Genomic DNA, 25995 nt, shown 5'->3' with positions numbered 1-25995 from the left:
GTGCATGTGAACTGTTCAAATGTATGAGTCATCACACTGGCCGAAGCGCTTCAGTCCATGCCAGAGCCGCAGGCTGTCGCATCCCGTTACGACTCAAACCGAAAATTGTGGAAGGCAGCGATCAAGTGGCCGATGTATTCGGTCGCCGTGATGCCTGTGCTGCTGGCTGCGGGTTGGCGGCTTGGTACCGCTGCGGTGATGCGCTGGGATCAGTTGCTGGGATTTCTGCTGGCGGCAATACTGTTGCTGCTGTGGGAAAACCTCAGCAACGATCTCTTCGATGCAGAAACCGGGGTCGACAGGGCTGGCAAGCCCCATTCCGTGGTCAATCTCACGGGTCGCCCGGATCGGGTCGCTGTGCTTTCACTGGTTGTACTGGTGCTCGGCGTTGGGCTGATGGCTTGGCTGGCCTGGCGCAGCCAGAGCTCCGTTTTGTTTCTGGTGCTGCTCTGTTGCGGGATCGGTTATGCCTATCAGGGGCCACCGCTACGGCTCGGGTATCAAGGCTTGGGTGAGCCGCTGTGCTGGCTGGCCTTCGGACCTCTGGCCACAGCAGCAGCACTCGTGGTTCTGGGGCCGGAATCCGCAGCGCCGATTCCCTGGTCCACGGCGTTTCGTCTCGGTTCCGGGCCAGCTGTGGCAACCACCTTGGTGTTGTTCTGTTCCCATTTTCATCAGGTGGAGGAGGATGCGTCCCACGGCAAGCGCTCTCCTGTGGTTCGCCTTGGAACCCATCGTGCGGCGGCGCTGATCCCCTGGTTCGTGGCCTTGACGATGGCGTTGGAGTGGATGCCGGCTCTGCTGGGTCTCTGGCCCATCACTGTTTTCCTCTCTGGGCTCGGACTGCCGGCGGCCATTGTCTTGATCCGCCTGTTGCAGCGTCATCACCACCAACCGGAGCACATCGCAGGCAGCAAATTTCTGGCGCTGCGCTTCCAGGCATGGAATGGGCTGGGGCTCAGCTTTGGGTTGGCCTTGGGAGCATTGTGGCCTTAATGATGAGGGAATGGACTTCGCGCTCACCTTCCGTCCGTTCCGGTTCAGATTGAGTCAACCGCTGCGGACCGCAGCTGGCGTGCTGAGCGAGCGATGCGGATGGCTGTTGCGCCTGGAGGGTTTTGATGGGGCGATCGGCTGGGGGGAGGTGGCCCCGCTGGACGGGAGCTGGCTGACTCGCTGCGAGCAGGAACTTGGTGCGATGCCTTCCCTGCTCCAGCGAGACCAACTGGAGGAGCGCTTGCCGCAGCTCTCAGCAGCCCTTGGATTTGGTCTGGGCAGTGCTTTAGCAGAGCTGGATGGGCTGGTCGGTCCGCGTTCGCGGACCGGTTGGTTGCCCCCGCCGGCCGCCGCCCAGCTCCTCCCGGCTGGCGGACTGATGCTTCCCCAGCTCGACAAGGTGTTGGAGCAACGGGGACGCAGCCGTGAGCTCACCTTGAAGTGGAAGGTGGCGGCAGCCTCCGATGACCTGGAGCGCCGCTGGTTGGAGCAGCTGATGGAGCGTCTGCCATCGACGGCGCAGCTGCGTCTGGATGCCAATGGCGGCTGGGATCGCCGAACCGCCAGGTCCTGGCTTGATGCGCTGGCTGGGGATTCCCGCTTTGCCTGGCTCGAGCAACCCCTCCCGCCCGACGATCATGACGGTCTCGAATGTTTGGCGAAGTACGGACCCGTGGCCCTTGATGAATCGCTTGCGTGCAATCCTCAGCTGCGTGACAGCTGGCCAGGCTGGCAAGTGCGTCGCCCCGCCTTGGAGGGAGACCCCCGTCCGCTCTTGCGCCAACTGCAGGAAGGGGTGCCATGGCGAATGGTGAGCACGGCCTTTGAAACAGGGATCGGTCGCCGACTAATTCACCACCTGGCAGCGCTCCAGATGACCGGGCCTACCCCAACAGCCCCAGGTCTTGCTCCTGGATGGTGTCCGGCGGGCCCGCTGTTCAGTGATGATCCCGAGCAGGTCTGGGCCGCCGTGATCTGATGCGGTTGCAGTGCCTGTCCTGCGATCCCCGTTGGCCCGCCCGCGCAGCGGTGAGCCTCCAAGCCGCCCTGAACGATGACCACTGGGTGCAGCTCATCGGCCCCGGGGCCGAGCAATCACGTGTTCCGGAGACGATCATCCCGCCTGGTCCCGGTCTGCTTCTCGCGGGGGGAGGCAGCAGCGGCAGCCGACGGTTATGCCTGCATCCCGTCGCGCATTTCGACCAGTCCGCCAGCGCCACGGCGCTGTGGCTCGCCCGCATCGGAATCGCAGCGGCTGAGGTGCAGTTGTTCAACCCGTTGCCGATGCATCACGTCAGCGGCTTGATGCCCTGGTGGCGCAGCCGCCGCTGGGGGGTCTCCCATGTCTGGCTTCCCCCGGCCCTGATGCGGGATATCCCTGCCTTGATGCGTTACTGCGAACAGCAGGAGGGGTGGTGCGTCCGGCCAGCCCTGCTGTCTCTCGTGCCGACTCAGTTGATGCGCTTGATGGCCGATCCCATTGGCGTGAGCTGGCTCCAGCATTTCAAGGTGATCTGGCTGGGAGGTGCGGCGCTTTCCAGCCCGTTGGCGCATCAGGCCAGGCTGCATGGATTGCGCCTCGCCCCCTGCTACGGGGCCACTGAAACGGCGGCGATGGTGACGGCCCTCACTCCCCAGCGCTTTCTTGATGGGGAGGTCGGTTGTGGCGATCCCTTGATCGACGTTCAGCTGCGCCTTGATGCCGACAGTGCGCTGCTGGTCAAGACACCACGCCTGGCTGTGGGGTGCTGGCAGGCCACGGTTCCTGATCGTCTGGCTCCGTTGGCTGGCCCCTCAGGCTGGTGGTGCTCCGGTGATCGGGCGAAGTCCATCGCAGGGCTTCAGGTGTTGGGCCGACGCGATGGTGCGATCCAAACCGGTGGAGAGATTATCCATCCCGAGTCCCTCGAGGCTCGCCTTCTGGCGCTGGCCAGTAGGCATCAACTGTCTCTGGAGGCGGTGCTGCTGCTGGGCGTGCCCGATCCAGAGTGGGGGGAACGGCTGGTAGCACTCGTGCGCCTTGGCGATCCTGCCCAGCTGGCGCTTCTGGACCGCCTCACCGCCAGCTGGCCCCCAGCGGAGCGACCGCGCCGCTGGGTGCTGTGCGACGCGCTTGCCCCCACAGCTGCGGGGAAATGGGAGCGCTCCCGCTGGCTGCAGTGGTTCAGAACGCTCTGAGTTGTCCCATGCCGGAGGCCTCCAGCCATCGATCAATGGCTTCTGGCAATGCGCATCGCCGGTGATTTTCAATGGCGATCGCCACGTGTCGGATCAGGCCTCTGGCAACGGGTTGACTCTCCAACATGAACACACTGCGCACCTCAAATGTGCAGGGATCAAGCCGAACCGGCTCCAATTGCACCGTCAAGTGGTCGCCGCCATGGATGGGCCTCAGGAAATCGGCACTGCAGTGGGTGATCGGCAAGGCAACCTCTGGCCATTGAGCCTGGCCGCGGCCGCCGGGAAAGACCGCAGCATCTGCCACGCCGTACAGATCAAGGCTCTCCTCCCAGGCTTCATGGCACCAGCGGAGCAGTTGATGGAAATGCATCACACCTGCTGCATCGGTATCACCAAAGCGGACCCGCCGCTGCAGTTCGAGCCAGTTGGTGCTTTTCAGAGATCACTCCTCCTAAGTTTGTTCAGCTGTTATCTCTTCACTATTTATACCTTTATGCAAGACGATGCTTCAAAGCAATTTTTGAGGTGTGGGGATTGTAATTGGGTAGGAGTACTTGTGACAGTCATTGGTGAGCGTTGTTAGTTCAAAATATGATTTTTCAGAAGTGAATTTAAGGAGGGAAGAAATGGCCGGTGTTCAATCGTTCTGGGATTGGCGGAGAGCAGATGATGTGATCGGTTAATGCATCCAATTCTTTGCCTGGATGTTGCGTAGAGGGGTCTTCTGAGTCTTATGTTTCTGCCATCAGGTAAAAGCGAAAATTGCGACGATTCTGAAAAGTTTGTAAAAAGATGTTACCACTATTAATCCCATAGACATCCACAAATGTTGGAAGTCTGATTGATTTGGGACCTGATGCAGGCCGAGCAAATTAACGACGCATTATGTTCAAGATTCTGACGTAGCAGTGATCACAAGCGGTTAAATCAATTAGGCAAATTGATCAGCGATCTACCGATCCCATGATGACGTCAATTGATCCAAGGATGGCCATGATATCGGCGACTTTGTGCCCCTTAAGGATGTGGGGAAGAATCTGGAGGTTGTTGCTGTCAGCAGCACGGATTTTGAATCTCCATGGTGTGACATCGTTATTCCCCTGGATGAAGATGCCGATTTCACCTTTTCCTGATTCCAGCCTGGTGTAGAGTTCACCGTTGGGGATCTTGAATGTAGGAGCCACTTTTTTGGCGACGTATTGGAAGTCAAATCCCGCGGCTTCGCTTTTTTTGCCTTCGTTCAGTCGTTTGGCCTCAAGATTTTCAGTGGGGCCACCGGGGATCATGTCGCAGGCCTGACGCAGGATTTTCAACGACTGGCGCATTTCTTCGATCCGAACTCTGTAACGAGCAAAACAATCGCCCTCGTTTTCCCAAGCCACATTCCAGTCGAAGTCGTCATAACACTCGTAATGGTCAACCTTGCGTAAATCCCAGGGGACACCTGAAGCGCGCAACATTGGTCCTGACAGGCTCCAATTGATCGCATCTTGCTTTTCAATGGTTCCCAGCCCCTCAATGCGGCGTCTGAAAATTGGGTTGTTGGTGATCAGCTTTTCGTATTCATCAATTTTCGGAGCGAACCAATCACAGAAATCGCGGCACTTTTCAAGCCATCCCCAAGGGAGATCGGCGGCAACGCCACCGATTCGGAAATAGTTGTTGTTGATCAGCCGTTGGCCTGTGGCGGCTTCCCATAAGTCATAAATCATCTCCCGCTCGCGGAAAATGTAGAAAAAGGGCGTCTGCGCGCCCACATCGGCAAGGAAGGGGCCAAGCCAGAGCAGGTGATTGGCAATGCGGTTCAGTTCCAGCATCAACACGCGGATGTAGCTGGCGCGTTTCGGCACCGGAATGTCCGCCAGCCGCTCCGGGGCGTTCACCACAACAGCTTCGTAGAACATTCCAGCCGCGTAGTCCATTCGGCTGACGTAGGGAACGAACATCACGTTCGTGCGGTTCTCGGCAATTTTTTCCATGCCGCGGTGGAGATAGCCGATCACCGGCTCGCAATCCACGACGTCCTCACCGTCCAGGGTCACCACCAGCCGCAACACACCGTGCATGGACGGGTGATGTGGGCCGAAGTTGACGACCATCGGCTCCGTGCGCGTTTCCAGCTGCGTCATGGGAGCGATGGCGACGTCGTTAGGTAGATCTTAAGGAGTCCCCGCTGACGATTCGCTTGTCTTCATCGTCTGGGTTTTGCCATATTCCCGTACTAGCGGAGTCGGTGTTGGCGGCGGCGAAGGCGCTGCCAAGCCAGGAAGGCCTGCTGATCGATGCCACCCTCGGCGGTGGTGGCCACAGCGCTTTGCTGCTGGAACAGCGTCCAGGGCTCCGTCTGATCGGTCTCGACCAGGACCTCACCGCACGGGCGGCGGCGGCAGCGCGGCTGGATGCCTTTGGTGAGCGGGTTCAGATCGTGGCCACCAACTTCGCGGATTACACCCCGAGAGAGCCTGCCCTGATGGTCCTGGCCGATTTGGGGGTGAGCAGTCCCCAGCTGGATGTGCCGGAACGGGGCTTCAGCTTCCGTCTGGATGGGCCGCTCGACATGCGAATGAACCCCGAGGGAGGGGGAGAAACCGCAGCAGAACTGATCGATCGGCTGGAGGAACATGAACTGGCCGATCTGATCTATGGCTATGGGGAGGAACGCCTCTCCCGTCGAATCGCGCGTCGAATCAAATCAGACCTGGCGCAAACCGGGGCCTATCAAGGCACAGCGGCGCTGGCCTATGCCGTGGCGGGCTGTTACTCCCCCAAGGCGCGACGGGGCCGGATTCATCCGGCGACCCGGACGTTCCAGGCCCTGCGGATTGCCGTGAACCGTGAACTGGACGTTTTGGACGACTTGCTGCAGCGGGCGCCGGACTGGTTGGAACCGGATGGTCTGCTGGGGGTCATCAGCTTTCATTCGCTGGAGGACCGGCGGGTGAAGACCGCTTTTCTGCGCGATGCGCGCCTGGAGCGGGTCACCCGTAAACCCATCGTGGCTTCGGAAAAGGAGGAAATGAGCAACCCGCGCAGCCGCAGCGCGAAGCTGCGGATAGCCCGTCGCCGCACAAACATTCAGCAAGCAGGTGGCGATGGCTGAGCCCTTGCTGCCGTGGTTCTGGTGGGTTGCGCTGCTGATTCAGCTCTTGGCGGTTCCCGGAACGTTGCTGCCCTTGCTGCCAGGGCTGATCTGGCTGCCGGTGGGAGCGGGATTCTGGTGGCTCGCCGTCGGTTGGGCAGCGGCTTGGCCCGCCGTGCTGTTGTCTTTGGCGGTTTTTGCACTCGGCTTCACCGCCGACCTGATGGCGCTCGGTCTGGCCTCGAGCCGGCTGCAGGCCAGTCGCTGGGCGCCCCTTGGGGCAGGGCTGGGATTGATGCTTGGGCTGTTGGGCCTGCTGCCGGCCTTGCCGCTGGGTGGTCCGCTCCTGGGTGCAGTCTTCGGCCCTTGGCTGGGAGCTGCTGTGGCGGAAGGGTTGGCCTCAATAAAAAGCCCTGGAATTCAGGGCTGGCTGATCGCTGGCCGTCGCGGAGCCGTGGTCGGCCTGGCTGTGGTGGCTGGCCTTCTGGTGAGCAGGGTGGCCCAGGTCGCTCTGGCGCTGATGGGAATCAGTGGTTTTGTGCTGCTCAGTCGGAGCTGATCAGGGCCAATCCATCGGTTGTGCCGAACAACTGGCGGTAGGCGGCCGTGGTGATGCAGGCAACAACGGGGGCTGCCACCAACAGTCCGACGCCGCAGAGCAAAGCGCCGATGCTGATGATGATCGAGTCGACCATCAGCAGCAGAACCACCCACCACCAGGACGGATCAACGGCGCTGCGCCCCCGTTGGATGCTCTCGATCGGCCCCTTCTCCTCCAGCATCGCCACATAGGGAAGAAATTTCTGGTTGACCGAGAGGTAGGTGAACAGAACAATCGCCACGACGGCGGGGATGATGATCAGCAGCTCGTTGAGCTGGCCGAGGCCGAAGCCAGCCAACACACAGACAGCACCGATCACTGCAAAGCAGATGCCCAGGGCAATCCAGCGCAGGAACACGCGTCCGGCTGCCCTCCCGTCCCAGCGAATGAAATCGGAGAATTCAGGTTTGCGACCCTCGAGCGCGATCCAGGATCCCCGCACCATCCCGGTCACGCCCCAGAGACTCACGATCCAGGAACCCAGCAAGATTGCAATGGTGAGGACGATCTCCCCTCCGTTCATCACCACGTTGCCTGCAAATGCTGAGACGATGGCGCTGACGACCTGAAAGGAAATCGTTAGGACGCCCAGCAGCAGTGTGAACAGAACAAAAGTCCACGGTGCCTTGGTGAATGCAGTCCAGCCGTCCTCAACGGCTTTGAGAACGTGAAGCCTTCCGTCGGTGGGGGTTTCGCTCATCACGCACCAGCTGCATGGGGCGGAAGGTAGCCGATTTGACAGTTTTTTCATCGGAGTGAAAATGCAACCTCACTGATCAGCTCGATGGTTCGATCGATGTCTGTTTCGGTGGTGTCACGTCCCAGGCTGAGGCGCAACGAGGCCTCCGCATCGGCGCGGCTGCGGCCAAGGGCCTGGAGTACATGGGACGGTTCCCCTCGGCTGCAGGCGGACCCACTGCTGCAGATCAGTTTTGAACGCAAGGCCTGATGCAGGCGTCGCCCATTCAGCCCCGGGATGGTGATGTTCAGGTTGTGCGGCAGTCGTGGCTCTGCTGCACCATTCATCAGCACCCCAGGAACGCGATGCTGCAGTCCTTCCCAGAGTTTGTTCCGCAGCGTCGAGCGGCGCGCTCGGCTTTGCTCCAGATCGCTTACGGCCAGGCTGGCCGCCGCTGCAAAACCCATGATCAGCGGCGTTGGAAGCGTTCCGGGTCTTAAGCCATCCTGCTGTCCCCCGCCCCACAGGAGTGGTGAAAGCCTTTCCCCGTCTCGGATCACCAGAGCTCCGATCCCTTTTGGACCGTAGATCTTGTGGGCGCTGAGGCTGACAAGATCGAGGCCGAGACGTTCCGGTTCCAGAGGCATGTTGCCGAAGGCCTGGGCAGCATCGGAGTGAAAGCTGATGCCTCGTTCGCGGCAGAGTGCAGCGAGCGCTTGGAGCGGTTGCAGAATTCCGATCTCGTTGTTGGCCGCCATCACGCTCACCAGAAACGTGTCGGGTTCCAGGGCCGTCCGGAGTTGATCCGCTGTGATTAGGCCATCACCCCCCGGGGACAGCAACGTGACCCGGAATCCTTCACGCTGCAGTTGCCTTAGGGGATCCAGAACAGCGTGGTGTTCGGTGCTCACGCTGATCAGGTGACCAGACTGGCCGTGATGACGTGCTCGTCCCAGCAGCGCCAGATTGTTGGCTTCCGTTGCTCCGCTGGTGAACACCAGGCTTGAGTGCCGCAGCGCCAGGCTCTTGTTGAGCTGTTGACGCGCCAGATTCACAGCGGCTGATGCGCTCAGGCCAAGCCGATGCTGACGACTGGAGGGGTTTCCCCAGTGCTCTTTCCAGTACGGCGCCATCGCTTCCACCACCTCCGGCGCACAGGGCGTGGTGGCTTGGTGATCCAGAGAAAGTGGTGACTGGGACAGGTGGGTTGTGGGTGTTCTTGCCACCATGGTGCAGATCTTCAGCCGCTGCCGCGCATGCGTTCGTGGATTTCCTGGCCGCTTGCAGGGGCGATCGTGGTCGCGTCCTCACTGCTCCGTCCGGATTGGGCATGGTCGATCGATCGGAAGGACGTGCTCGAGCAGATGAAGAAATCGCGTCCTCAGGACTTGATCGTGCTGATTGAAGAACCCGATGCCGGCGGCAATCGTCTCATCGGGATGTATGGCCTGAAGAAGGAGGCCGGCGATCCCACCCTCCGGCGCTTCAGCATCTGGGAGGAATCCCCTGCAGACATCAACATCTATCAAGAGACGGTGTATTGCAGTCCATCAGACCCTGTTCGGGTGAAACGCACGGAGACCGCAGTGTTCGTACGCACGATTAATCCTGGTGGGCCGATCATTGAGGGAAACCGGGAGGACCACCTGGTGTGGTGGGCTGCCTGCTTCCCTGAGCTGGCCGGGACCGACCCTTCCACCTTGAAAGAGAAGGCTCTCTCGCTTGGTTATTCAACCCTGGTCCCCGAGCGACAGGAGAAGCTGCCGGTTGTCCCGCGCTGAGGAATCGGTTCAAACGTTCGGTGTGTGCGTCTGATGCAGCTGTTCGATCAGCCCCTCAGGTAGGGGTTGGCTTTCCTCCGCAGGAATCATCACCTCCAGGTAGGCACCTCCCCTGTGGTTTCGGATCTCTGCAAAAGCCCGTTCGAGCGCGCTGCGGCTGCTGATTCGAGCTGACCACCATCCTTCACAACCGAACACGTCCGGCAGGCGGCTGTAGTTCCATTTCGGCAGATCGTTGTAAGCGTGCCCGGTTTCACTGATCAATGCCTCGACACCATAAATACCGTTATTGAGCACGATCACGACCGGTTGTGTCCCGGCGGTGTGCATCACCCCCAGTTCCTGGGCCGTGAGCTGATGTGCTCCATCGCCGCTCACCAACACCACACGCCGATCCGGCTCCGCCAAAGCGCAGCCGAGCGTGGCGGGAGTTCCCCAGCCGATCGATCCCCAAAGGGTCTGACTTTCCATCGCTACGTCGGCCGGTAGACGGTGGGCATTGAGCTGCAGCAGGCAGCTGCCGGTGTCGGCGACCAAGAGGTCCCCAGCCTGCAGGAAGCGCTGCAAGCAGGCATAGAACAGAGAGGATTGCATCAGCTCGTCGCCATCTCCCACCAGAGGCAGGAAGGGCGATGGCTGCACAGGGCGCGCCTCCCCCCATCGCTTCTCGCCGCTGGTTTCCGCCGTTAGGCGATCGGTCAGTCCTGCGAGGAGATCGGCCAAGCTGACGCCCGTGAACACTTGGTTTCCGGCCTGAACCCAATCGGCTCTGAGGCTGATGATCCGGCGTGGATCGAGTTGATCGCTCCAAAGACCTGTGTTGAGGTCCTCCATGACGAGTCCACCCACATCCAGCAACAGATCGGCCCGTTCGATTACCTGTTCAAGAGAGTTCGGCGAGGAGCGAGTGCCGTTGTACATGCCCATAAAGGCCGGATGGTCTTCACTGAGAAGTCCCTTGTCCATCGGTGTGGTGGCATAGGGCAGGCCGGAGGCCTCAAGGAAGTTGTTGAAGACCTCAATGAGGCCGTAGCGCTGCAGAGTGGTTGTGGGAATCACAACGCTTTGGTCAGCGGCAGCGAGTCGCGTCATCACGAGCTCAATCGCCGCATCCAGTTCGTGGCGGACGCTCTGGTGCTGCGTGATGCTGCCGAGCGGTTCACCGCTGATCGGGCTGCCGTTGATCGGCATCAAAGCCAGATCCATAGGCAGGGTGAGGTAAGCCGGTCGGGAGTCCTCTAGGGCTTTGTTGATGACCCGTTCCAGTTCGATCACGGCGTTGTCTGGCGTGAGCCGGGCGCTGACGCAGCAGGCAGCTGCGGAGATCGCCTCGAAACGTTCGTAGGTCTGATCACCGAGGGTGTGGTGACAGATCAGCCCTTGTTTCACGATCCGCTGGCTTGGAGTGCCCACCAGATGGAACACCGGCAGCCGCTCCGCCATGGAGCCCATCACCCCATTGATCGCACTCAGCTCTCCAACACCATATGTGGTGCAGAGGATGCCTGCCCCCCGGCGACGGGCATACCCATCGGCGGCATAGGCCGCATTGAGTTCGTTGGCGCAGGCCACCCAGGTCAGGCGTGGATGCACCTCAACGGCGTCGTTGATCGGGAACGCGTAGTCGCCGGGGACCCCGAAGACATGCTCGATGCCCAGGTCTGCGAGTCGGTTCAGGGTGTACTCCGCAACGCTGGGGGACACGGCGGACCAGGACGACTTCCCGAAGTCTGGTCAGCGCTGCTGCAGCTGGAAGACCGGTTCGGAACGGGTTGAGTTACCCGCACTGGTCCACCAGGCGTTGGCTCCATACATTGCGCCAAGAGCGATCCCAGCCATGAGCGACGCGCCCACCACGCCCAGCACCGATGAGCAGGAGGTTGCGGTTCCCGTTCCACGGCTGTTGTTGGTGGATGACGAGCCTGGCCTGCGGACCGCGGTGCAGGCCTATCTCGAAGACGAGGGCTTCGATGTAACCACAGCAGTGGATGGCGAAGAGGGGTTCACGAAGGCTCAGCAGATGCTGCCTGATGTGGTGATCAGCGATGTGATGATGCCGCGACTTGATGGCTACGGACTGCTGAAGAAATTGCGGGATGACGAACGGCTCGGCGGCACGCCGGTGATCTTTCTCACTGCCAAGGGCATGACGGCGGATCGCACCCAGGGCTATCTCGCCGGTGTTGACGATTACATCCCGAAGCCGTTCGATCCCGATGAGCTGGTGGCTCGGGTGCGCAATGTGGCGCAACGTCAGCAGCGGTTACTGCAGGAGGCGGCCCGCTTTGCCGACACGGACATGGGCCAGATGGCCAAGCAAATCACTGAAATCCGCTCACTGCTGGCCCAGGCAGAGGCGCTGCCGGCTAAGGATCCAGTGGTGCACAGCTTCACGCCCCGAGAGGCAAGCGTGCTTCAGCTGGTGGCGGAGGGACTGATGAACAAAGAGATCGCTCGGCAGCTGGAGACCTCGATCCGAAATGTCGAGAAGTACGTCAGTCGCCTGTTTAACAAGACGGGCACGTCCAGCCGAACCGAACTGGTGCGTTACGCCCTGGAACATCGGTTGGTCAATTGAGGCCAACGCCGGTGGAGGACCCGCAGGAGGGCTGGCTACCGGCGGGATTCAACAACGGCTGGTCTTATCAGGACCGTGTTCCAGCAGCCCAATCCGGGCAACGCCTGAGCACCTGGATGACCAGTCGTTATCGCCATTCCTCCCTGGAGCTCTGGCGCAGTCGCCTCGTGGCGGGCCAATTGCGTCGCAACGGTGAGCAGATCACGGCTGATCTCCGCCTGACTGGAGGAGAGCTCATCACCTGGGTGCGCCCGCCTTGGCTGGAGGACGCCATCCCTGATGTCTGGGATGTGATCCAGGATGATGGCGACCTTCTTGTGATCAACAAACCCGCCGGGCTGCCTGTGATGCCGGGAGGCGGGTTCCTGATGCACACGCTCACATCACTGCTGGAGCAACGCAGCCGAGCTGCTGGTGAACGTCACCCCCCCAAGCCTGTGCATCGTCTCGGGCGGTTCACTTCCGGGCTGCAGGTCTGTGCTCGGACTGTTCAACGCAGGGCATCGCTGTCCCGTCAGTTTCGGCCCGATGGTTACTGCCGCAAGGTTTATCAGGCATGGGCGCATCGGATTCCGGGGTTGGAGATCGAACAGCCCATCAGCGTGAAAAGTGATGTGGTCGAGCGGCCTCATCCGCGCCTGGGTTGGATCTGGGGACCCGAGCCCTTGCGGCAGGAGCCAATTCGCAGGCGGCTTTCAGCCCATTCCGAGCTGCGGCTTCTGGAGCGGACGCCTGCCGGGGATCGGCTGGAGGTGACGATTCATACCGGACGGCCCCACCAGATCCGCATTCATTTGGCCCAGCTAGGGAGTCCGTTGCTTGGGGATCCGCTTTACCTGCTGGACCGGGAGATCGCTGCGTCCGTCACGCCGGGTGATGGGGGGTATCGGTTGCATGCCTGGCGGTTGGATGCCCCTGGCTTACGCCTTTGCTGTCCGGTCACTGAATCACGTCAGGATCGGACGGTCACGAAACGGCTAGATGGCTAAGCCTCCCTCCGATTCTCCTGCTGATTGGACATTCCATCTTCAACGTTGGCAGGACGCAGGGTTGATTGATCCGACTGAAGCTGCGGCGATTAACCAGTGGGAGCGAGGCCGGGCGCAACATCAGGCTCTGCGTCCGGAGCTATCGCGGGTTCTTGGCTGGCCAGTGCGGTTGATGATCCTGCTTGGCTCGTTGTTGCTTGCCGCAGGCCTTCTCCTGTTTGTGGCCGCCCACTGGGATCATCTGTCTCCCCTCTGGCGTGCGGTGCTGCTGGTGCTTCTCACGACGGGTTTGCATGGGGGCGGGAGTTGGTTCGCCAAGGGATTCCCAACCATGAGCCTTGGCTTGCATGGCGTTGGCACCATCAGCTTCGGAGCAGCCGTGTTTCTGTTCGCGCAGATCTTCCATCTGGAGGTCGCCTGGTCGTTCCAATGGGGCCTTTTGTTGTGGTCCCTTGGTGCGGCGGCCGGTTGGCTGCTGCTGCGGCAATGGCCGCAGCTGGTGCTGCTTTCCCTTGTGGGGCCTGCATGGCTGATGGCGGTCCTCGCCCTGCAACTGGATCGGCTTGCTCCTGAGGAGTTCGCCCAATTTGGGGAGATCCCCTTCACCGCAGGCGCCGTTCTGCTGGCAATCACTTATTTCACCGCCCCATCACGCCCCTCACCCTCGGAGGGGAAACGGGTGCTGATGTGGGTGGGAGGTCTGGCCGTATGGCCTGCCATCGTTGCTTGGCTTGCGTGCACGCTCAGCCGGGATCCATCGGTGGGATGGCTTCCCAGCTTCGCTTGGTGGAATGGATTGCTCTGGCCGCTGATGCTTGGCGGGCCGATGCTGCTGGGCTGGTGGCTGCGGCGGCAGCGGGTCTGGCCGCTGGGCATCGCGATGGTCTGGCTTCTGCTGGACCTGCAGATTCCAGGCCAGGAGATCACAGCATTTCGCTACCTGTGGTGGGGCCTCGGGGCGATCGGCTTGATGGCCTGGGGTGCTGTGGAGGTACGCGCAGAACGCGTCAATGTTGGGATCGCCCTGTTCGCGATCACCCTGCTCGGTTTCTATGTCATGGAGGTGATGGGCCGACTCGAACGCTCGCTCAGCCTGTTGGGCCTTGGTCTGCTGTTTCTTGTCGGTGGCTGGGGGTTGCAGCGTTTGCGTAAGAGGCTCCTTCCTGCGGCGGGAGACCAGCATTCATGAGCTCCTCCCAGTCGCGCTGGCCATGGCGGACGCGTTCATTACGGGCCAAGGGGCTGTGGGTGGCTGCTGTGCAGCTCAATGTGTTGCTTCTGATCGGATTCAGTTTTTGGCTCGATCGCATCACACGGCCGCGGGGCTGGGTCGCGACCGAGCCGGTCGATCCGAATCTGCCGATACGTGGGCGCTACATCAGTCTTCGCCTTGTGGTGCCTGTTGAAGCCGGGACAGAGAGAAGCCCCCAGCTGGTTGAGCCCAGCGCCAGCAATGGTTCCAGCACTATCGCCGTACGGTTCAAGGTTCACGGGAATCGCCTGGTGGCACTTGAAGACTCCGGTGGTGCGCTTCACCCCGGCTGGAAGCGAAGCGAAGCCGGTGCTGTCGTGGTGGCGTTGCAGGACCCGTTGGCCTTTTTCATTCCTCCTGATGTCAATGATCCGTCGATTCGTGCGGTCGATGATCCTCTCTGGGTCGAAGTGACCTTGCCCCGTTCGGGGTTGCCTCGTCCGATTCAACTGGGAGAGGAGCGTGAAGGACGTATCGTGCCCCTGGGTGTGCGTTAGGCACGAGAAGATTGATGATCGTTTGATAGTAATTATTTCAAATTCGATCTCGTTGGAGGATTGTCCTTCGGTGATTGTGAGGCGTCTCTTTCTTTCGATATTTGTTCAATGCAGGCTTGTCAATCCCCCAAAATGGGGATATTTGGATCGGGGCATGTTGGCTTCCTTAGTGGTTTCTCATTATTCTCTTAGTTGTCAAGATTGACCCTTCCTTATTGTTTGAAATATTCATTCAATGTAAAAAGTTTTGGCTCTTATAGCTTCTGTTTCGGGAAGCCTCTACTGGGGTGGAATGTCTGGTCAGCTGAATCTGACTAACACGAGTGACGCAGCGTTGTCTGACTGGTCTTTCACATTCTTGACTGCCCAGAAAGATATTCACATCTGGTCATCTGTCGCGGAGATTGTGGATCTCGGTGAGGGGATCTCGCGAGTGACAGTGACTCCTCCGAGCTGGGGGATGACCATCCCCGCTGGTGGCTCAACGGTTCTGAATTTCAACGCTACAAGTGTCGCACTGCCCACAAGTGGTGTGTTGACGGATGCCATGCTCTTCGTTGAGGGCGGTGAAGTGCCTCCGACCCCAGAAACGCTTCCGTTTCTGGGCCCTGACCCTGTTGAAGAACAAGCCGTTGGCAAGGAAATTGAAACCGAAAACGAAACCGAACTCCCCACGTCCTCACAGGAGGTAGACCTGCCGGCGAGGGTGTTTGAGGTTGATGTTTATTCCGGTGATGTCATTAACTTCCGTCCTGGGATTGATTCCCTCGATTTTGGTGGTCAGTCCGTTCACAACTTGATTCTCGGCAAGACGGAAGAGGGCTACGTCACGTTTTTGAGCCCCTGGAACGACGCCCAGAAGATGACCCTCGTCGGCGTGACCTACGACCAGCTGGCCCTTGAGGACTATGGCGTGGTTGGCAATGAACACCTTCGTCAGGACCTTGGCGGCGTTGTGTCTTGGGAGCTCGGGGTTGGCAGGAAGGATCCCAACACCACCTACATCCGTTCACACGCGTACGGCAAGGTCGAAACCATCTCTGACTTTGATCCGGCCACCGACAAGATCAGCTTTCTCTATTACGGCACGCGCGAGCGTCTCTCCGTGACGCAGGACGGTGCTGATTTGGTCATTTCGACCGAGCCCACCGGGCAGACTTTCATCTTCCAGAACACCAGCTTGGAGGCCATCCCTGGCGCCAGCCTGGAATTCCATTTCGATCAGATCGTCGAAGACAACCTTGAGACCCCTTTTGGTCGCTCGGTTGACACCTTGGCGCTGAGAGATCGCACCACTCTTTTGACTCCCGAAGCTCCTGCAGGTGAGCTGACGGATGGCTTCCAGACCCAGTCCGGTGACGTGGCGGTGAATGAGCAGCCCCCCCACGACAGCCATTCCATGGGGAACCACGGATCGATGGAGATGGGTCCAGATATGGAGATGAATCTCGAGATGGGAATGGATGTCGAGATGGCGATGGAGTCCGAAATGGATATGGAGTCCGACATGGGCGCTGATCCCGAGATGGCCATGGAGATGCCTGCCGATCTTGCGCCGTCCGTTGACATTGAACCCAGTTCCTCGGGTCTGGTGGTGTCCGCCACCATCACGGGTGGCTGGTCGGGGACCTTCGCTGGAAACGTGACGGTCACGAACATAACGGCCGAATCAGTGGGGAGCGATTGGTCGGTGAGCTTCCTCTCCGATGCACCCCTCAAAAGCGTCAGCAACTTCGAGTTCAGCAACGAGCTCCAGGACGACGGCCGATATCGGGTGACCCTCTCCCCAAAATCCTGGTCGGCAGCTCTGGCCGCTGGGTCGTCTCATAGCTCTTATTACCAGGGCGCTGGTGATGCGACATCAGCGGATCAGGTGTTCGATTTCGCCCCTGAGATGGCGCCCGTTGATGCGGCCAATAACGATGCGTCTTCATCCGTTCCGGATGACACGTCTGATGCGATGAATGCCGCGATGGATGGTCCCGCCGGGTCGGACGATTCAACCGATCCGGTTGATCCCTTCGATCCCGTGGCCCCGGTCGATCCAATGCCGGCCTCTTCAGTGGAGTCCTCCGATGTCGTCGATGGCGGCACCGTGAAGATCGACGACGAGGCTCCCGATGGGGTCACTGACAAGCGCATCGTCACCTACTTCGAGGAGTGGGGGATCTATTCACGCGACGTCAATCTGTCGGATGTCGACGGTCAGTCGATGACCCACATGAACTACAGCTTCTTCGATGTGAAATCGGATGGCTCGATCACCCTGTTCGACGAATTCGCAGCCCTGCAGAAGCGTTTCCCTCAGGCGGATCAGGTCAGTCGAAGCTTCTCCTCCGCTGACTATGCCGCGATCGATCCGGAGTTGCTGGCGGCCTATGCGAGCTCCGGTCGCTACATCATCAGCCAGGCGGGGGATTCGGTCACAGTGACATCTGTGCCGGTCGGCTGGAATGGTGTCGGCACCAATGACGCTGGCAATTTTGAACAGCTGCGGCGGTTTAAGGAGCTCAATCCTGAAGTGAATCTCGGCTTTGCTCTGGGTGGTTGGACGCTCTCCGATGAATTCAGCACCGCTTATTCCACCCAGGCCGGCCGCGACAAATTCGTCAGCGAAACGGTGCGTATCTTTCAGGAGTATGACTTCTTCAATACCGTTGATTTCGACTGGGAATATCCCGGTGGTGGTGGCAAGGCCGGCAATGCGGTTTTATCGGAGGATGGTGCAAACTTTGCGCTAGTTCTGGAGGATCTGCGTTTTGCACTGGATGATCTAAGTGATCAAACTGGCGAGCAATACGACATCTCGATCGCCACCGCTGGGGGTTACGAGAAGCTTGCCAATCTCAACCTAGAAGGCATCGACGATTACGTCGATTTCTACAACGTGATGTCCTACGACTTCCACGGTGGCTGGGAGAACGTGACCGGTCACCAGGCAGCGATGACTGGCGATGCCAACAATTACGACGTCACATCAGCGGTGGGGGTGTTTGAAAATGCTGGTGTTGACCTCAGCAAGGTGGTGATGGGTGCTCCGGCTTACACCCGCGCCTGGGGTGATGTGAGTGATGGGGGAAGCTTCGGGTATCAACAGCCTGGCCGTGGTGCTTCGGCGACGGGATCTTTTGAGGCGGGTGTTTACGATTACAAGGACATCGTGGAGGATGTTGTCACCGGGCAGCGCGATCTCTACTGGGATGACGACAATAAAGCGGCTTTTGTCTATAACGGTGACGAATGGAGTTCGATGGAAACCGTGGCCACGATTGCCGGTAAAGCGGCTTATATCCAGGAAAAGGATCTTGGCGGGATGATGTTCTGGGCACTCAGCAATGATGCCGAAGGAGATCTTAGTCTGGTGAAGGCTGCTGCTGATCTGCTGCGCCAGGGATCATCGTATGCTGATGTGGTCAATCGAGCGCCTGAATTTGATTATATAGTCGGCGGAAATGGTGAATTTAGTATGACCGATTTCACCAGCCTGGCTTGAATCTGAGCTCCTCGATGAAGCATGCTGATTGATGTTGATCCTCCCTGCATGAAGGGAGGATATTTGTCTAGATATTGTTTTTTTGGTATGTTCAGACCTTACGGAATTCGATCAGGCGTGAGAAGTAGAAGGGGGCTTGATTGAGGCTTCGGCGCACCAGCTTGAATCCGCAGGCTTCTGCGGCCTTCACAATGCCGTCTTCCTTGAGCGTGTAAGCCCGGGTGGTTTTGCTGGGCCCTGGGAACAGCTGGCCGATGCCCTTTAGCAGTGCCAGCAATGGCGTGTATGGCGCAAAGCTCACGATCAACCGCTGTTCCGTAAGACCGCAGAGGTGCTTCACCATCTCCTCCGCAGGCTGCTGCGGGTAGTGGATGAACACATCCAGGCAGCACACCGTGTGGAACGAGCCCTGAAGGCTTTCCAGGTCGCTGGCGAAGAAGTTCAGTGTCTCCATGCTCAAGCCGGCTTCGCGGGCACGGCGTTCGGCTTCCTCGGCCATGGCCGCTGAGATGTCACTGGCGCTAATCGATCCGGCTCCCATGGCGGCCAGAGGCAGGCTCAGGCTGCCCACACCGCAGCCTGCATCGCAGAAGCTCACATCGTTGAGCTCGCCGCTCTCTTGGATCCAGCTGAGCACTTCATCGACGGTCTTCTGATGACCGATCCGGATGTTGCGCTGCACCTTGTTCACATCGTCGCTTTCGCTGTAGATGCGGTTCCAGCGATCGAATCCTGTGGTCTCGAAGTAGCCCTTCACCTCCTGCTTCTCGGCCTGTTTCTGCAGGTTGTCGGTGGCCATCGGGAGAGGGACTGAGTCGCCGGGATCTTAAGCAGCGCAGGCCCAGTGAAGATCTTCCTCGCGCAGGTTCCAACGCAGCAACTCCTGGAGTGATCGGCCGATCAGCGGTTGCGTCAGGGTTGCATCGCTCTGGATCAAGCGCCTGGGAGCCACCGTCGCACTCCAGATCGCCGCACCTGGCTCACGGCTCCAGGCCGCCAGACGTTTCACGCCCTCCAGCTGGGGGAGGGTCACCCCTGCCAGGGTGCCGTCCTTCAGTCGGCAAGTGCCGTTCCGCACCAGCAACACCCGTTCATCCCAGCGATGTTCCCCATCCTCCAGGCCGTAGGGGGCCAGAGCATCGCTGACGAGAACGATCTGTCTTGGAGCCAGTCGTTGCAGCAGCAGCGCCATCGTTGGGTGCACATGCACGCCGTCGGCGATCAATCCAAGGGCGATTCCGCCCCGGCGGCAAGCCTCGCCGAGGGGACCTGGAGCCCTGTGGTGCAGGCCTGGCATCGCGTTGAAAGCGTGGGTGATCATCCCCACCCCCGCATCGAATGCCTTGGCCGATTCCTTGGCTGAGGCGGCGCTGTGCCCCAGGGCAATGGCGATGTTGTGGTGTCGCAGATGGCGGATGACCGCAGCCGAACCGTCGAGTTCCGGCGCCAGGGTCACCAATGTGATCTCCGTTTCGAAACCGCTGATGCGTTCCACCAGTGCAGTGAGGCTCGGGCTCGCCAGGTGCTCCAGCGGGTGGGCGCCACGGCGTGCTTCCGCAAGAAATGGCCCTTCCAGGTGGGCTCCCAAGAGTCGACAACGCCCCCTTTGATGCTGAGCACGGGCCGCACGCAGCACCCTTAGGGCCTGCCGGAGAGCTTTCTCGCCACAGGTGACCAGGGTCGGTGCGATCGCTTCCACCCCATCAGCCCAGAGATGCTCCATCAGTTGCAGCAGGCGCGGCAGGTCTGTGTCGGTCAGTTCCGGGAAGGCCAGTCCAAGCCCTCCGTTGATCTGCAGATCCACCCCCCGAGGGCTGAGCCAGTCGCCGCACCAGCTGTCACCGGCCATGGTGCAGCCGGATTGCATCGGAGCAACCGCTGTGATGGTTTCCCTCTCATCGAGCTCGATCCAATGGCGGAGGTCGGCATCAGCACCCAGTGGTGCCGGCAGGCGCAGGTCCACAATCCGTCGCATCGGAGCTGGCCGCGAGGGGCGGTGCGGGAGACGATGGCAGTCTTGCCGGTCTTTGCTGTGACGACAGTGCTTCCTCGTGTTGCTGTGGTGATGGGTAGTGATTCCGATCTGCCCACCATGGAACCGGCGGCAGCGATCCTGCGTGAGCTGGGGGTGGACGTTGAGGTGCGTGTGCTTTCGGCGCATCGAACACCATTGGAGATGGTGTCTTTCGCTCAGTCCGCTCGGGAGCAGGGGTTTGGGGTGATCGTCGCCGGTGCCGGAGGGGCCGCCCATCTGCCGGGAATGGTGGCCTCCCTCACGACGTTGCCGGTGATCGGTGTACCGGTGAAGAGCCGCGCTCTTTCAGGTGTTGATTCACTGCACTCCATCGTGCAGATGCCGGGGGGAATTCCCGTGGCCACCGTTGCCATCGGTGGTGGGCTCAATGCAGGGCTGCTCGCTGCTCAGATCCTCGCGGTTTCGGAACCGGCTCTGGCCCAGCGTCTGGCGGACTATCGCCGCAGCCTGCACGATGCGGTTGTGACCAAGGATGCCCGGCTGCTCGATCTGGGCAGCACGGCGTATCTGAAGGGCATGCCGACCTCTTGATCTAGAACCGATGACCCCATGGCCGGCCTGGCTGCGTCTTGGACTGCTGCTGCCGCTGGTGGGTGCCAATGCGTTTGTGCTCAAACGGGTGCTTGTGCAGTTCGCTCCGTTCCCGGGTTTGTTTCTGACCGCGGCCCTGATCGCATTTTTGCTTGATCTGCCCTGCCGCTGGCTGATGGGGCGAGGTTTCCGTCGCAGCCTCGCGATCGCTTCCGTGGTGCTGTTCACCCTCAGCTTGCTCGGATTGGCCGCTGTTGCCCTGGTGCCTTTGCTTGTGGAACAGCTGAGCCAGCTGATCACGGCGTCTCCTGTGTTTCTTGCTGCTGCAGAACGGTTGATCGATCAGGGTCAAACCTGGGCGGTGGCCCATGGATTGCCTTCCGATTTTGCCGATCTGAGCAGTGATCTGGTGACTCAGCTGAGTCGGGTCGCGACTCAGTTGAGTCAACGCCTGCTTGGAATTCTTGGTGCCACGGTGGGCACCACGATCAATGTGGTGATCGTGCTGGTGCTCGCGGTGTTTCTGCTGCTCGGGGCCGATTCCATTACTGCAGGCTTGGCGCAGTGGCTGCCGGAACGCTGGCGCGAGCGAATCACCACCACGTTGGAGCGAACCTTTCGAGGTTATTTCGCCGGGCAGGTTCTGCTGGCTCTGATTCTCAGTGCTGGACAGCTGTTCGTCTTTTGGCTGTTGAAGATTCCCTACGGCGTTCTCTTCGCTGTTCTGATCGGCTTCACAACGCTCATCCCCTATACCAGTGCACTGACGATCGTTTTCGTCAGTGCAATTCTTGGAGTGCAGGACCCGCGCACAGGGATTGAACTGCTCGCAGCTGCAATTCTGGTTGGCCAGATTGTCGATCAGGTGATCCAGCCCAGGCTTATGGGCAGCATTGTTGGGCTGCAGCCGGCTTGGTTGTTGATTGCCCTTCCGATCGGAGCCAGGGTCGGCGCGATCTACGGGGTGGGCGACCTACTGGGATTGCTGTTGGCTGTTCCGGTGGCCAGTTGCATCAAAAGCCTGGCCGATGCGGTTCGTTCCGACCTCAGGCCGTTGGAATCACTCCCCGCTCCTGCAGAGCGCTGATCACCATCTCCACGGATGCACTGAGCTCCTGGCTGCCCGTATCCACCTTGAGCTCAGGAGATTCGGGGGCTTCGTAGGGGCTGGAGATTCCTGTGAATTCCTTGATCGCTCCGGAGCGCGCTTTGGCGTACAGACCCTTGGGATCGCGGCTCTCGCACACCGCCAGGTCTGCAGCGCAGTGGATTTCGATGAAGTCGCCGTCCTCCACCAGGGCGCGGGCCTTGTCACGATCGGCGCGGAAGGGAGACACGAAGGCGGTCAGCACGATCACTCCTGCGTCGAGGAACAGCTTTGCAACCTCGCCGATCCGACGGATGTTCTCCTCACGGTCGGCATCGGAGAAGCCGAGGTCCTTGCAGAGACCGTGCCGCACGTTGTCGCCATCCAGGACATACGTGGCAAGACCACGTTCGAACAGGGCTGCATTGACGGCATTGGCCAGGGTGCTCTTGCCGGAGCCGGACAGCCCCGTGAACCAGAGGATGGCGCTGCGGTGGCCGCGCTTCTCCGCTCTGGCAGACCGATCCACTGAGGCCTCGTGCCAGACGATGTTGGTGGCCTTGGTGGTAGCTGCGGTCATGCCCACGGTCTGAAGTGCCAGCCATTGTTACCCAGCCAGCTGGTTGGACCGGTGCTTGACCGAACCTCAGCCTCCGGCGCGCTTGGGTCGATAGCCCTCCTTGGTCAGCAGCTCCAGCGCCAGTTCAACCTGATCGCCTTGCAGCTCGATCACTCCGTCCTTGACGGTCCCCCCGCTGCCGATGCGGGTTTTGAGTTTCTTCAGCAGCGACTTCAATCCTGTTACGTCGAGCTCAAGGCCGCGGATCACAGTGACTGTTTTGCCGCCTTTGCCGCCTCGGGTGGGCTGAACCCGGACCACCTGCTGGGTCTTCGGTGAGGGGGCCTTGGTCGGGCCGCTGAGCCGTTGCAGGCTGCTGCTGCTGCTGCTGCTGAATTCCTGCCACCCACCTTTTGGCATATCTGGGCCATGCCGCAGTCTGCAGTCTTGCCCATGGAACTGGGCAGCGCAGTCATCTCCGGATAGGCCGAAGCATCTGAAAAAATCAGCCATCGGACCTGGGTCCGCTTCCCGGCCATGCAGACTCGCCACCACCCACCCGTTCGCTGCTGCTGAGATGTCCCAAGCTGCTGCCACGCCTGGCTGGGCTGATTCCAGCCATGGGCTGGGTCGCTTGATTGAACGTTTGATCGGCATCGGACTGTTGCGCCGACCGTTGTTCTTCCAGGCTCGGCAGCTGATCATCCGTACAGCCGAACGCAATGGCATCCCCTGGCGGGCTCGCCGTAGGGAACTGCGAGAAGCCGCCGCTCCACTGCTGGCGACGAGCGCCACGCCTGGCCTGGTCCCTCCCGCTTATTACGTTGCTCGCTTTCATGCTTATGAACAGGGCAACCTCTGCTGGCAGGCTGCGGCAGAAGCGGAGCAGGCCACCGATGCCATGGCTCTCCGGGTCTGGCCTGAGGAGTCGCTCAGTCCCGTGGTGGCGCAGGCCCGGCTTCGGGATGCCATCCATCGGGCCGTTGAACCCTTGCTGGAGGGCCGGTTGGATCGCGTCCTCGATCTGGGCTGCTCCGTTGGTGTGAGCACCCAGGCCCTGGCCCGTTGGCTCAACCAAAGGGCTGACGCGCGCGGGGACCAGCGACCTGAGCTGATCGGCCTTGATCTTTCGCCGGACATGCTTGCAGTGGCAAGGGTTCGTGACCAGGACGGACTTGTGGAGCAGTGGCGTCACGCCGCAGCCGAGAAGACTGGCCTGGAAACGGGTTGCTGCGACCTGATCAGCTTGCAGTTCGTGTGCCACGAGCTGCCGCAGGCCGCCACCCACGCTGTGCTTCTGGAGTCGGCAAGACTGCTTCGCCCCGGTGGAGCGCTCGTGATGGTGGATCAGGATCCTGCCTCATCGGTGCTGCAACGCTTGCCGGCAGCGGTGGCCACCCTGTTGAAAAGTACGGAGCCCTACATCGAGCAATATTTCGGTCTGGACATGCCGGCGGCCCTGGAGCAGGCAGGGTTCCGGAATCCGCGCATCAGCGCCTGCGATCCACGGCATCGCGTGATTGCCTGCTTACGCTGACTCCACGCTCCAACGTGGATCTGTGACAAGCACTCTGCCGAACACAAACACGCCGGATTCCTCCAGTTTGGAACCCTCAGTGAGGCCTGGCGCCCATGGTCGCTTCGGCCGGTTTGGTGGGCAGTACGTCCCAGAGACCTTGATGCCGGCTCTGGCCGAACTCGAACAGGCTGCGGCACAGGCCTGGACAGACCCTACGTTCACTGGGGAGCTGGATCGTCTCCTCAAGAATTACGTCGGGCGGGCCACCCCTCTCTATGAAGCGGAACGCCTGACAGCGCACTATCGCCGTGCGGATGGCGGGCCACGCATCTGGCTCAAGCGTGAAGACCTGAATCACACCGGTGCGCACAAGATCAACAACGCCCTCGGTCAGGCCTTGCTGGCGCTGCGGATGGGCAAGAAGAGGATCATCGCTGAAACCGGGGCAGGTCAGCACGGTGTGGCCACGGCCACTGTGTGTGCACGCTTCGGTCTGGACTGTGTGATTTACATGGGGGCTGAGGACATGCGCCGTCAGGCCCTAAATGTGTTTCGGATGCGATTGCTCGGTGCCACGGTGCAGCCCGTGACCGCTGGCACCGCAACCCTCAAGGACGCCACCAGTGAGGCGATCCGGGATTGGGTCACCAACGTGGAAAGTACGCATTACATCCTTGGATCCGTCGCCGGTCCGCACCCCTACCCGATGTTGGTACGCGATTTCCACGCTGTGATCGGTGAGGAGTCCAAAGACCAGTGTCAGCAAGCGTTCGGCCGGCTGCCGGACGTGTTGATGGCATGTGTGGGCGGCGGTTCCAATGCGATGGGCCTCTTTCATCCCTTTGTTCAGGACACCTCGGTGCGGTTGATCGGGGTTGAGGCCGCCGGCGACGGCGTTGCGACGGGACGTCATGCCGCCACGATCACGGAGGGCAGAGCCGGTGTTCTGCACGGTGCGATGAGCCTGCTGTTGCAGGACGGTGACGGCCAGGTGCAGGAAGCCCATTCGATCAGCGCAGGCTTGGATTACCCCGGGGTTGGCCCCGAACACAGTTACCTGCGTGAAATTGGTAGGGCCGAGTATGCCGCCGTCACCGATCAGCAGGCTCTTGATGCCCTGCGTCTGGTGAGCGAGCTCGAGGGCATCATTCCAGCCCTTGAAACAGCTCATGCCTTTGCTTGGCTCGAACAGCTCTGTCCGACCCTCGCTGATGGGAGTGAGGTGGTGATCAATTGCTCGGGACGCGGCGATAAGGATGTCAATACCGTTGCGGAGAAGTTGGGCGATCAACTCTGACGATGGGGTTGTTCCCGCGACTGGTCGGTCTATCGATCCGTCGTTTGCGTGCTCGAACCTGGACGGTTCTACTACTTGTGATCGTTCTCGTCAGAGGCCTCGTTCTTCAGCAGTTCCATGGGGATGAACAACAGGATGTGATTCGCTCTCGGGAGATCTTGCGCCTCACTAGTGCTCCTCATATTCCGAATCAGTTGACTGATGTTCGTCCGAGGGGCAAGCCGCTTCAGGGGGCAGAAATTATTCGTGATGCCGAATTGCTCGACAATGCGCCTTATAAAATTTAAACAGGCCTTTATGTCGCCAATAACTTCAGTCTTGATTGAGAGAAACCGATCTTCTCTCCAGTAAGGGTTACATCTGGATGGGGTGGAATCATCTGTTTCAGCAATATCTGCAAGACAATGATCTTGCCATTGTTGATGTTGTTGATGTTGTTGATTTTGTTGATTTTGAGAATGACATCAATCCCGAAACATCGCAGATCTCGCCCCTGCATGATGTCCAGATCTACGACGACGGGACTTTCGAGCAAGATTTTCTTTAGACGGGAGAGTTTTATATCGACAACTTGGATCTGCGACGTTTTCCGTTTAATCCCGTCAGTCTGCCTGTCGTTCTTGGGGTTGACGATCCGATCGGCGATCTCGCCTGCGCCATCCTGGATTTGATCCCTGACCTGCGAGACAGTGGAGTTGGCCTTTATTCAAATCTGTTTGGTTGGTTAATAAAAGGCTGGTCATTTGGAGAGTTTCGCCATCATTTTGCCTCCGGATTCGGAGTCAGTCTTGAGGATGAGGAATACAGCCAGTAGATCTTTGATGTTTCCTGCCAACGCTCA

General features: G+C 60.0%; 27 protein-coding genes. 18 read left to right on the top strand and 9 right to left on the bottom strand.

The window, feature by feature from the left end:
• The first annotated feature begins 57 nt into the window (after positions 1-57).
• The 3 genes from menA to SIB64_RS00665 are packed head-to-tail and all read left to right on the top strand — an operon-like array spanning position 58 to position 3174.
• Positions 58-996 (top strand): 2-carboxy-1,4-naphthoquinone phytyltransferase, encoded by a 939-nt coding sequence (gene menA / locus SIB64_RS00675; protein WP_413441432.1) that lies wholly within the window; start codon positions 58-60, stop codon positions 994-996.
• Between the two features lie 10 nt (positions 997-1006).
• Complete coding sequence (locus tag SIB64_RS00670; RefSeq protein ID WP_413441431.1) at positions 1007-1975, top strand: o-succinylbenzoate synthase; 969 nt, start codon at positions 1007-1009, stop codon at positions 1973-1975.
• The gene (locus SIB64_RS00665) at positions 1975-3174 is read left to right on the top strand and encodes an AMP-binding protein (RefSeq protein ID WP_413441430.1); all 1200 of its coding nucleotides are present in this window, start codon (positions 1975-1977) and stop codon (positions 3172-3174) included. Before SIB64_RS00670 ends, SIB64_RS00665 begins: the two co-directional genes overlap by 1 nt.
• Here SIB64_RS00665 and SIB64_RS00660 read toward each other — a convergent pair.
• Both SIB64_RS00660 and SIB64_RS00655 read right to left on the bottom strand, forming a co-directional pair.
• Positions 3161-3616, bottom strand: coding sequence for an acyl-CoA thioesterase (locus tag SIB64_RS00660; RefSeq protein WP_413442804.1), 456 nt, complete (start codon positions 3614-3616; stop codon positions 3161-3163). The two genes, SIB64_RS00665 and SIB64_RS00660, sit on opposite strands and share 14 nt — an antisense overlap.
• A 505-nt stretch (positions 3617-4121) precedes the next feature.
• A complete protein-coding gene (locus SIB64_RS00655; protein WP_413441429.1) occupies positions 4122-5306 on the bottom strand; it encodes an NAD(P)H-quinone oxidoreductase subunit H in 1185 nt (394 codons plus the stop codon).
• A 50-nt stretch (positions 5307-5356) separates the two neighbouring features.
• On the opposite strand from SIB64_RS00655, the gene rsmH reads away from it, so the two are divergent.
• Entirely contained in the window at positions 5357-6277 is a 921-nt protein-coding gene (gene rsmH, locus SIB64_RS00650) for a 16S rRNA (cytosine(1402)-N(4))-methyltransferase RsmH (protein WP_413442803.1), read from the top strand.
• Entirely contained in the window at positions 6270-6815 is a 546-nt protein-coding gene (locus SIB64_RS00645; RefSeq protein WP_413441428.1) for a DUF456 family protein, read from the top strand. Before rsmH ends, SIB64_RS00645 begins: the two co-directional genes overlap by 8 nt.
• Here SIB64_RS00645 and SIB64_RS00640 read toward each other — a convergent pair.
• Positions 6802-7557, bottom strand: coding sequence for a hypothetical protein (locus tag SIB64_RS00640; RefSeq protein ID WP_413441427.1), 756 nt, complete (start codon positions 7555-7557; stop codon positions 6802-6804). The genes SIB64_RS00645 and SIB64_RS00640 overlap by 14 nt on opposite strands.
• Positions 7558-7604: 47 nt before the next feature.
• A complete protein-coding gene (locus SIB64_RS00635; RefSeq protein WP_413441426.1) occupies positions 7605-8765 on the bottom strand; it encodes a cysteine desulfurase family protein in 1161 nt (386 codons plus the stop codon).
• Positions 8766-8792: 27 nt separating this feature from the next.
• Here SIB64_RS00635 and SIB64_RS00630 point away from each other — a divergent pair, with 27 nt between their 5' ends.
• Positions 8793-9317: a hypothetical protein gene (locus SIB64_RS00630; RefSeq protein WP_413441425.1), complete on the top strand. Its 525-nt coding sequence runs from the start codon at positions 8793-8795 to the stop codon at positions 9315-9317.
• 9 nt (positions 9318-9326) lie between these two features.
• On the opposite strand, the gene SIB64_RS00625 is transcribed toward SIB64_RS00630, so the two are convergent.
• Complete coding sequence (locus SIB64_RS00625) at positions 9327-11021, bottom strand: alpha-keto acid decarboxylase family protein (RefSeq protein ID WP_413441424.1); 1695 nt, start codon at positions 11019-11021, stop codon at positions 9327-9329.
• Positions 11022-11154: 133 nt separating this feature from the next.
• Between SIB64_RS00625 and SIB64_RS00620 the strand changes: the two genes are divergently transcribed.
• From SIB64_RS00620 to SIB64_RS00600, 5 genes are all read left to right on the top strand, one after another.
• Positions 11155-11895 carry a response regulator transcription factor gene (locus SIB64_RS00620; protein ID WP_413442802.1) on the top strand — a complete coding sequence of 247 codons (741 nt, stop codon included), beginning with the start codon at positions 11155-11157 and terminating at the stop codon, positions 11893-11895.
• A gap of 11 nt (positions 11896-11906) precedes the next feature.
• The gene (locus tag SIB64_RS00615) at positions 11907-12884 is read left to right on the top strand and encodes a pseudouridine synthase family protein (protein ID WP_413441423.1); all 978 of its coding nucleotides are present in this window, start codon (positions 11907-11909) and stop codon (positions 12882-12884) included.
• A complete protein-coding gene (locus tag SIB64_RS00610) occupies positions 12877-14073 on the top strand; it encodes a DUF2157 domain-containing protein (protein ID WP_413441422.1) in 1197 nt (398 codons plus the stop codon). The genes SIB64_RS00615 and SIB64_RS00610 overlap by 8 nt, the downstream gene beginning before the upstream one ends.
• Positions 14070-14633 carry a hypothetical protein gene (locus SIB64_RS00605; protein WP_413441421.1) on the top strand — a complete coding sequence of 188 codons (564 nt, stop codon included), beginning with the start codon at positions 14070-14072 and terminating at the stop codon, positions 14631-14633. The genes SIB64_RS00610 and SIB64_RS00605 overlap by 4 nt, the downstream gene beginning before the upstream one ends.
• 358 nt (positions 14634-14991) lie before the next feature.
• Positions 14992-18126 (top strand): glycosyl hydrolase family 18 protein, encoded by a 3135-nt coding sequence (locus tag SIB64_RS00600; RefSeq protein ID WP_413441420.1) that lies wholly within the window; start codon positions 14992-14994, stop codon positions 18124-18126.
• A 91-nt stretch (positions 18127-18217) separates the two neighbouring features.
• On the opposite strand, the gene bchM is transcribed toward SIB64_RS00600, so the two are convergent.
• Both bchM and SIB64_RS00590 read right to left on the bottom strand, forming a co-directional pair.
• Positions 18218-18925, bottom strand: coding sequence for a magnesium protoporphyrin IX methyltransferase (bchM, locus tag SIB64_RS00595; RefSeq protein ID WP_413441419.1), 708 nt, complete (start codon positions 18923-18925; stop codon positions 18218-18220).
• 27 nt (positions 18926-18952) lie between these two features.
• Complete coding sequence (locus SIB64_RS00590; RefSeq protein WP_413441418.1) at positions 18953-20101, bottom strand: N-acetylglucosamine-6-phosphate deacetylase; 1149 nt, start codon at positions 20099-20101, stop codon at positions 18953-18955.
• A gap of 33 nt (positions 20102-20134) precedes the next feature.
• Here SIB64_RS00590 and purE point away from each other — a divergent pair, with 33 nt between their 5' ends.
• The gene (gene purE, locus SIB64_RS00585) at positions 20135-20692 is read left to right on the top strand and encodes a 5-(carboxyamino)imidazole ribonucleotide mutase (protein ID WP_413442801.1); all 558 of its coding nucleotides are present in this window, start codon (positions 20135-20137) and stop codon (positions 20690-20692) included.
• A 10-nt stretch (positions 20693-20702) separates the two neighbouring features.
• Positions 20703-21779: an AI-2E family transporter gene (locus SIB64_RS00580; protein ID WP_413441417.1), complete on the top strand. Its 1077-nt coding sequence runs from the start codon at positions 20703-20705 to the stop codon at positions 21777-21779.
• Here SIB64_RS00580 and cysC read toward each other — a convergent pair.
• Positions 21739-22359: an adenylyl-sulfate kinase gene (gene cysC, locus SIB64_RS00575; RefSeq protein WP_413441416.1), complete on the bottom strand. Its 621-nt coding sequence runs from the start codon at positions 22357-22359 to the stop codon at positions 21739-21741. The two genes, SIB64_RS00580 and cysC, sit on opposite strands and share 41 nt — an antisense overlap.
• A gap of 66 nt (positions 22360-22425) precedes the next feature.
• Positions 22426-22758 carry a translation initiation factor gene (locus tag SIB64_RS00570; protein WP_413442800.1) on the bottom strand — a complete coding sequence of 111 codons (333 nt, stop codon included), beginning with the start codon at positions 22756-22758 and terminating at the stop codon, positions 22426-22428.
• A 157-nt stretch (positions 22759-22915) separates the two neighbouring features.
• Between SIB64_RS00570 and SIB64_RS00565 the strand changes: the two genes are divergently transcribed.
• The 5 genes from SIB64_RS00565 to SIB64_RS00545 are packed head-to-tail and all read left to right on the top strand — an operon-like array spanning position 22916 to position 25968.
• Positions 22916-23875 (top strand): class I SAM-dependent methyltransferase, encoded by a 960-nt coding sequence (locus tag SIB64_RS00565; RefSeq protein ID WP_413441415.1) that lies wholly within the window; start codon positions 22916-22918, stop codon positions 23873-23875.
• Positions 23876-23897: 22 nt separating this feature from the next.
• Positions 23898-25154 carry a tryptophan synthase subunit beta gene (trpB, locus tag SIB64_RS00560; RefSeq protein WP_413441414.1) on the top strand — a complete coding sequence of 419 codons (1257 nt, stop codon included), beginning with the start codon at positions 23898-23900 and terminating at the stop codon, positions 25152-25154.
• 2 nt (positions 25155-25156) lie between these two features.
• Positions 25157-25441: a hypothetical protein gene (locus tag SIB64_RS00555; RefSeq protein ID WP_413441413.1), complete on the top strand. Its 285-nt coding sequence runs from the start codon at positions 25157-25159 to the stop codon at positions 25439-25441.
• A gap of 35 nt (positions 25442-25476) precedes the next feature.
• Positions 25477-25701, top strand: coding sequence for a hypothetical protein (locus SIB64_RS00550; protein ID WP_413441412.1), 225 nt, complete (start codon positions 25477-25479; stop codon positions 25699-25701).
• 24 nt (positions 25702-25725) lie between these two features.
• The gene (locus SIB64_RS00545; protein WP_413441411.1) at positions 25726-25968 is read left to right on the top strand and encodes a hypothetical protein; all 243 of its coding nucleotides are present in this window, start codon (positions 25726-25728) and stop codon (positions 25966-25968) included.
• The last annotated feature ends 27 nt before the right edge of the window (positions 25969-25995 follow it).

This window comes from Synechococcus sp. MIT S1220, from assembly GCF_047303025.1.
GTDB lineage: Bacteria > Cyanobacteriota > Cyanobacteriia > PCC-6307 > Cyanobiaceae > Parasynechococcus.
This window is presented reverse-complemented; position numbering and strand designations above follow the sequence as displayed.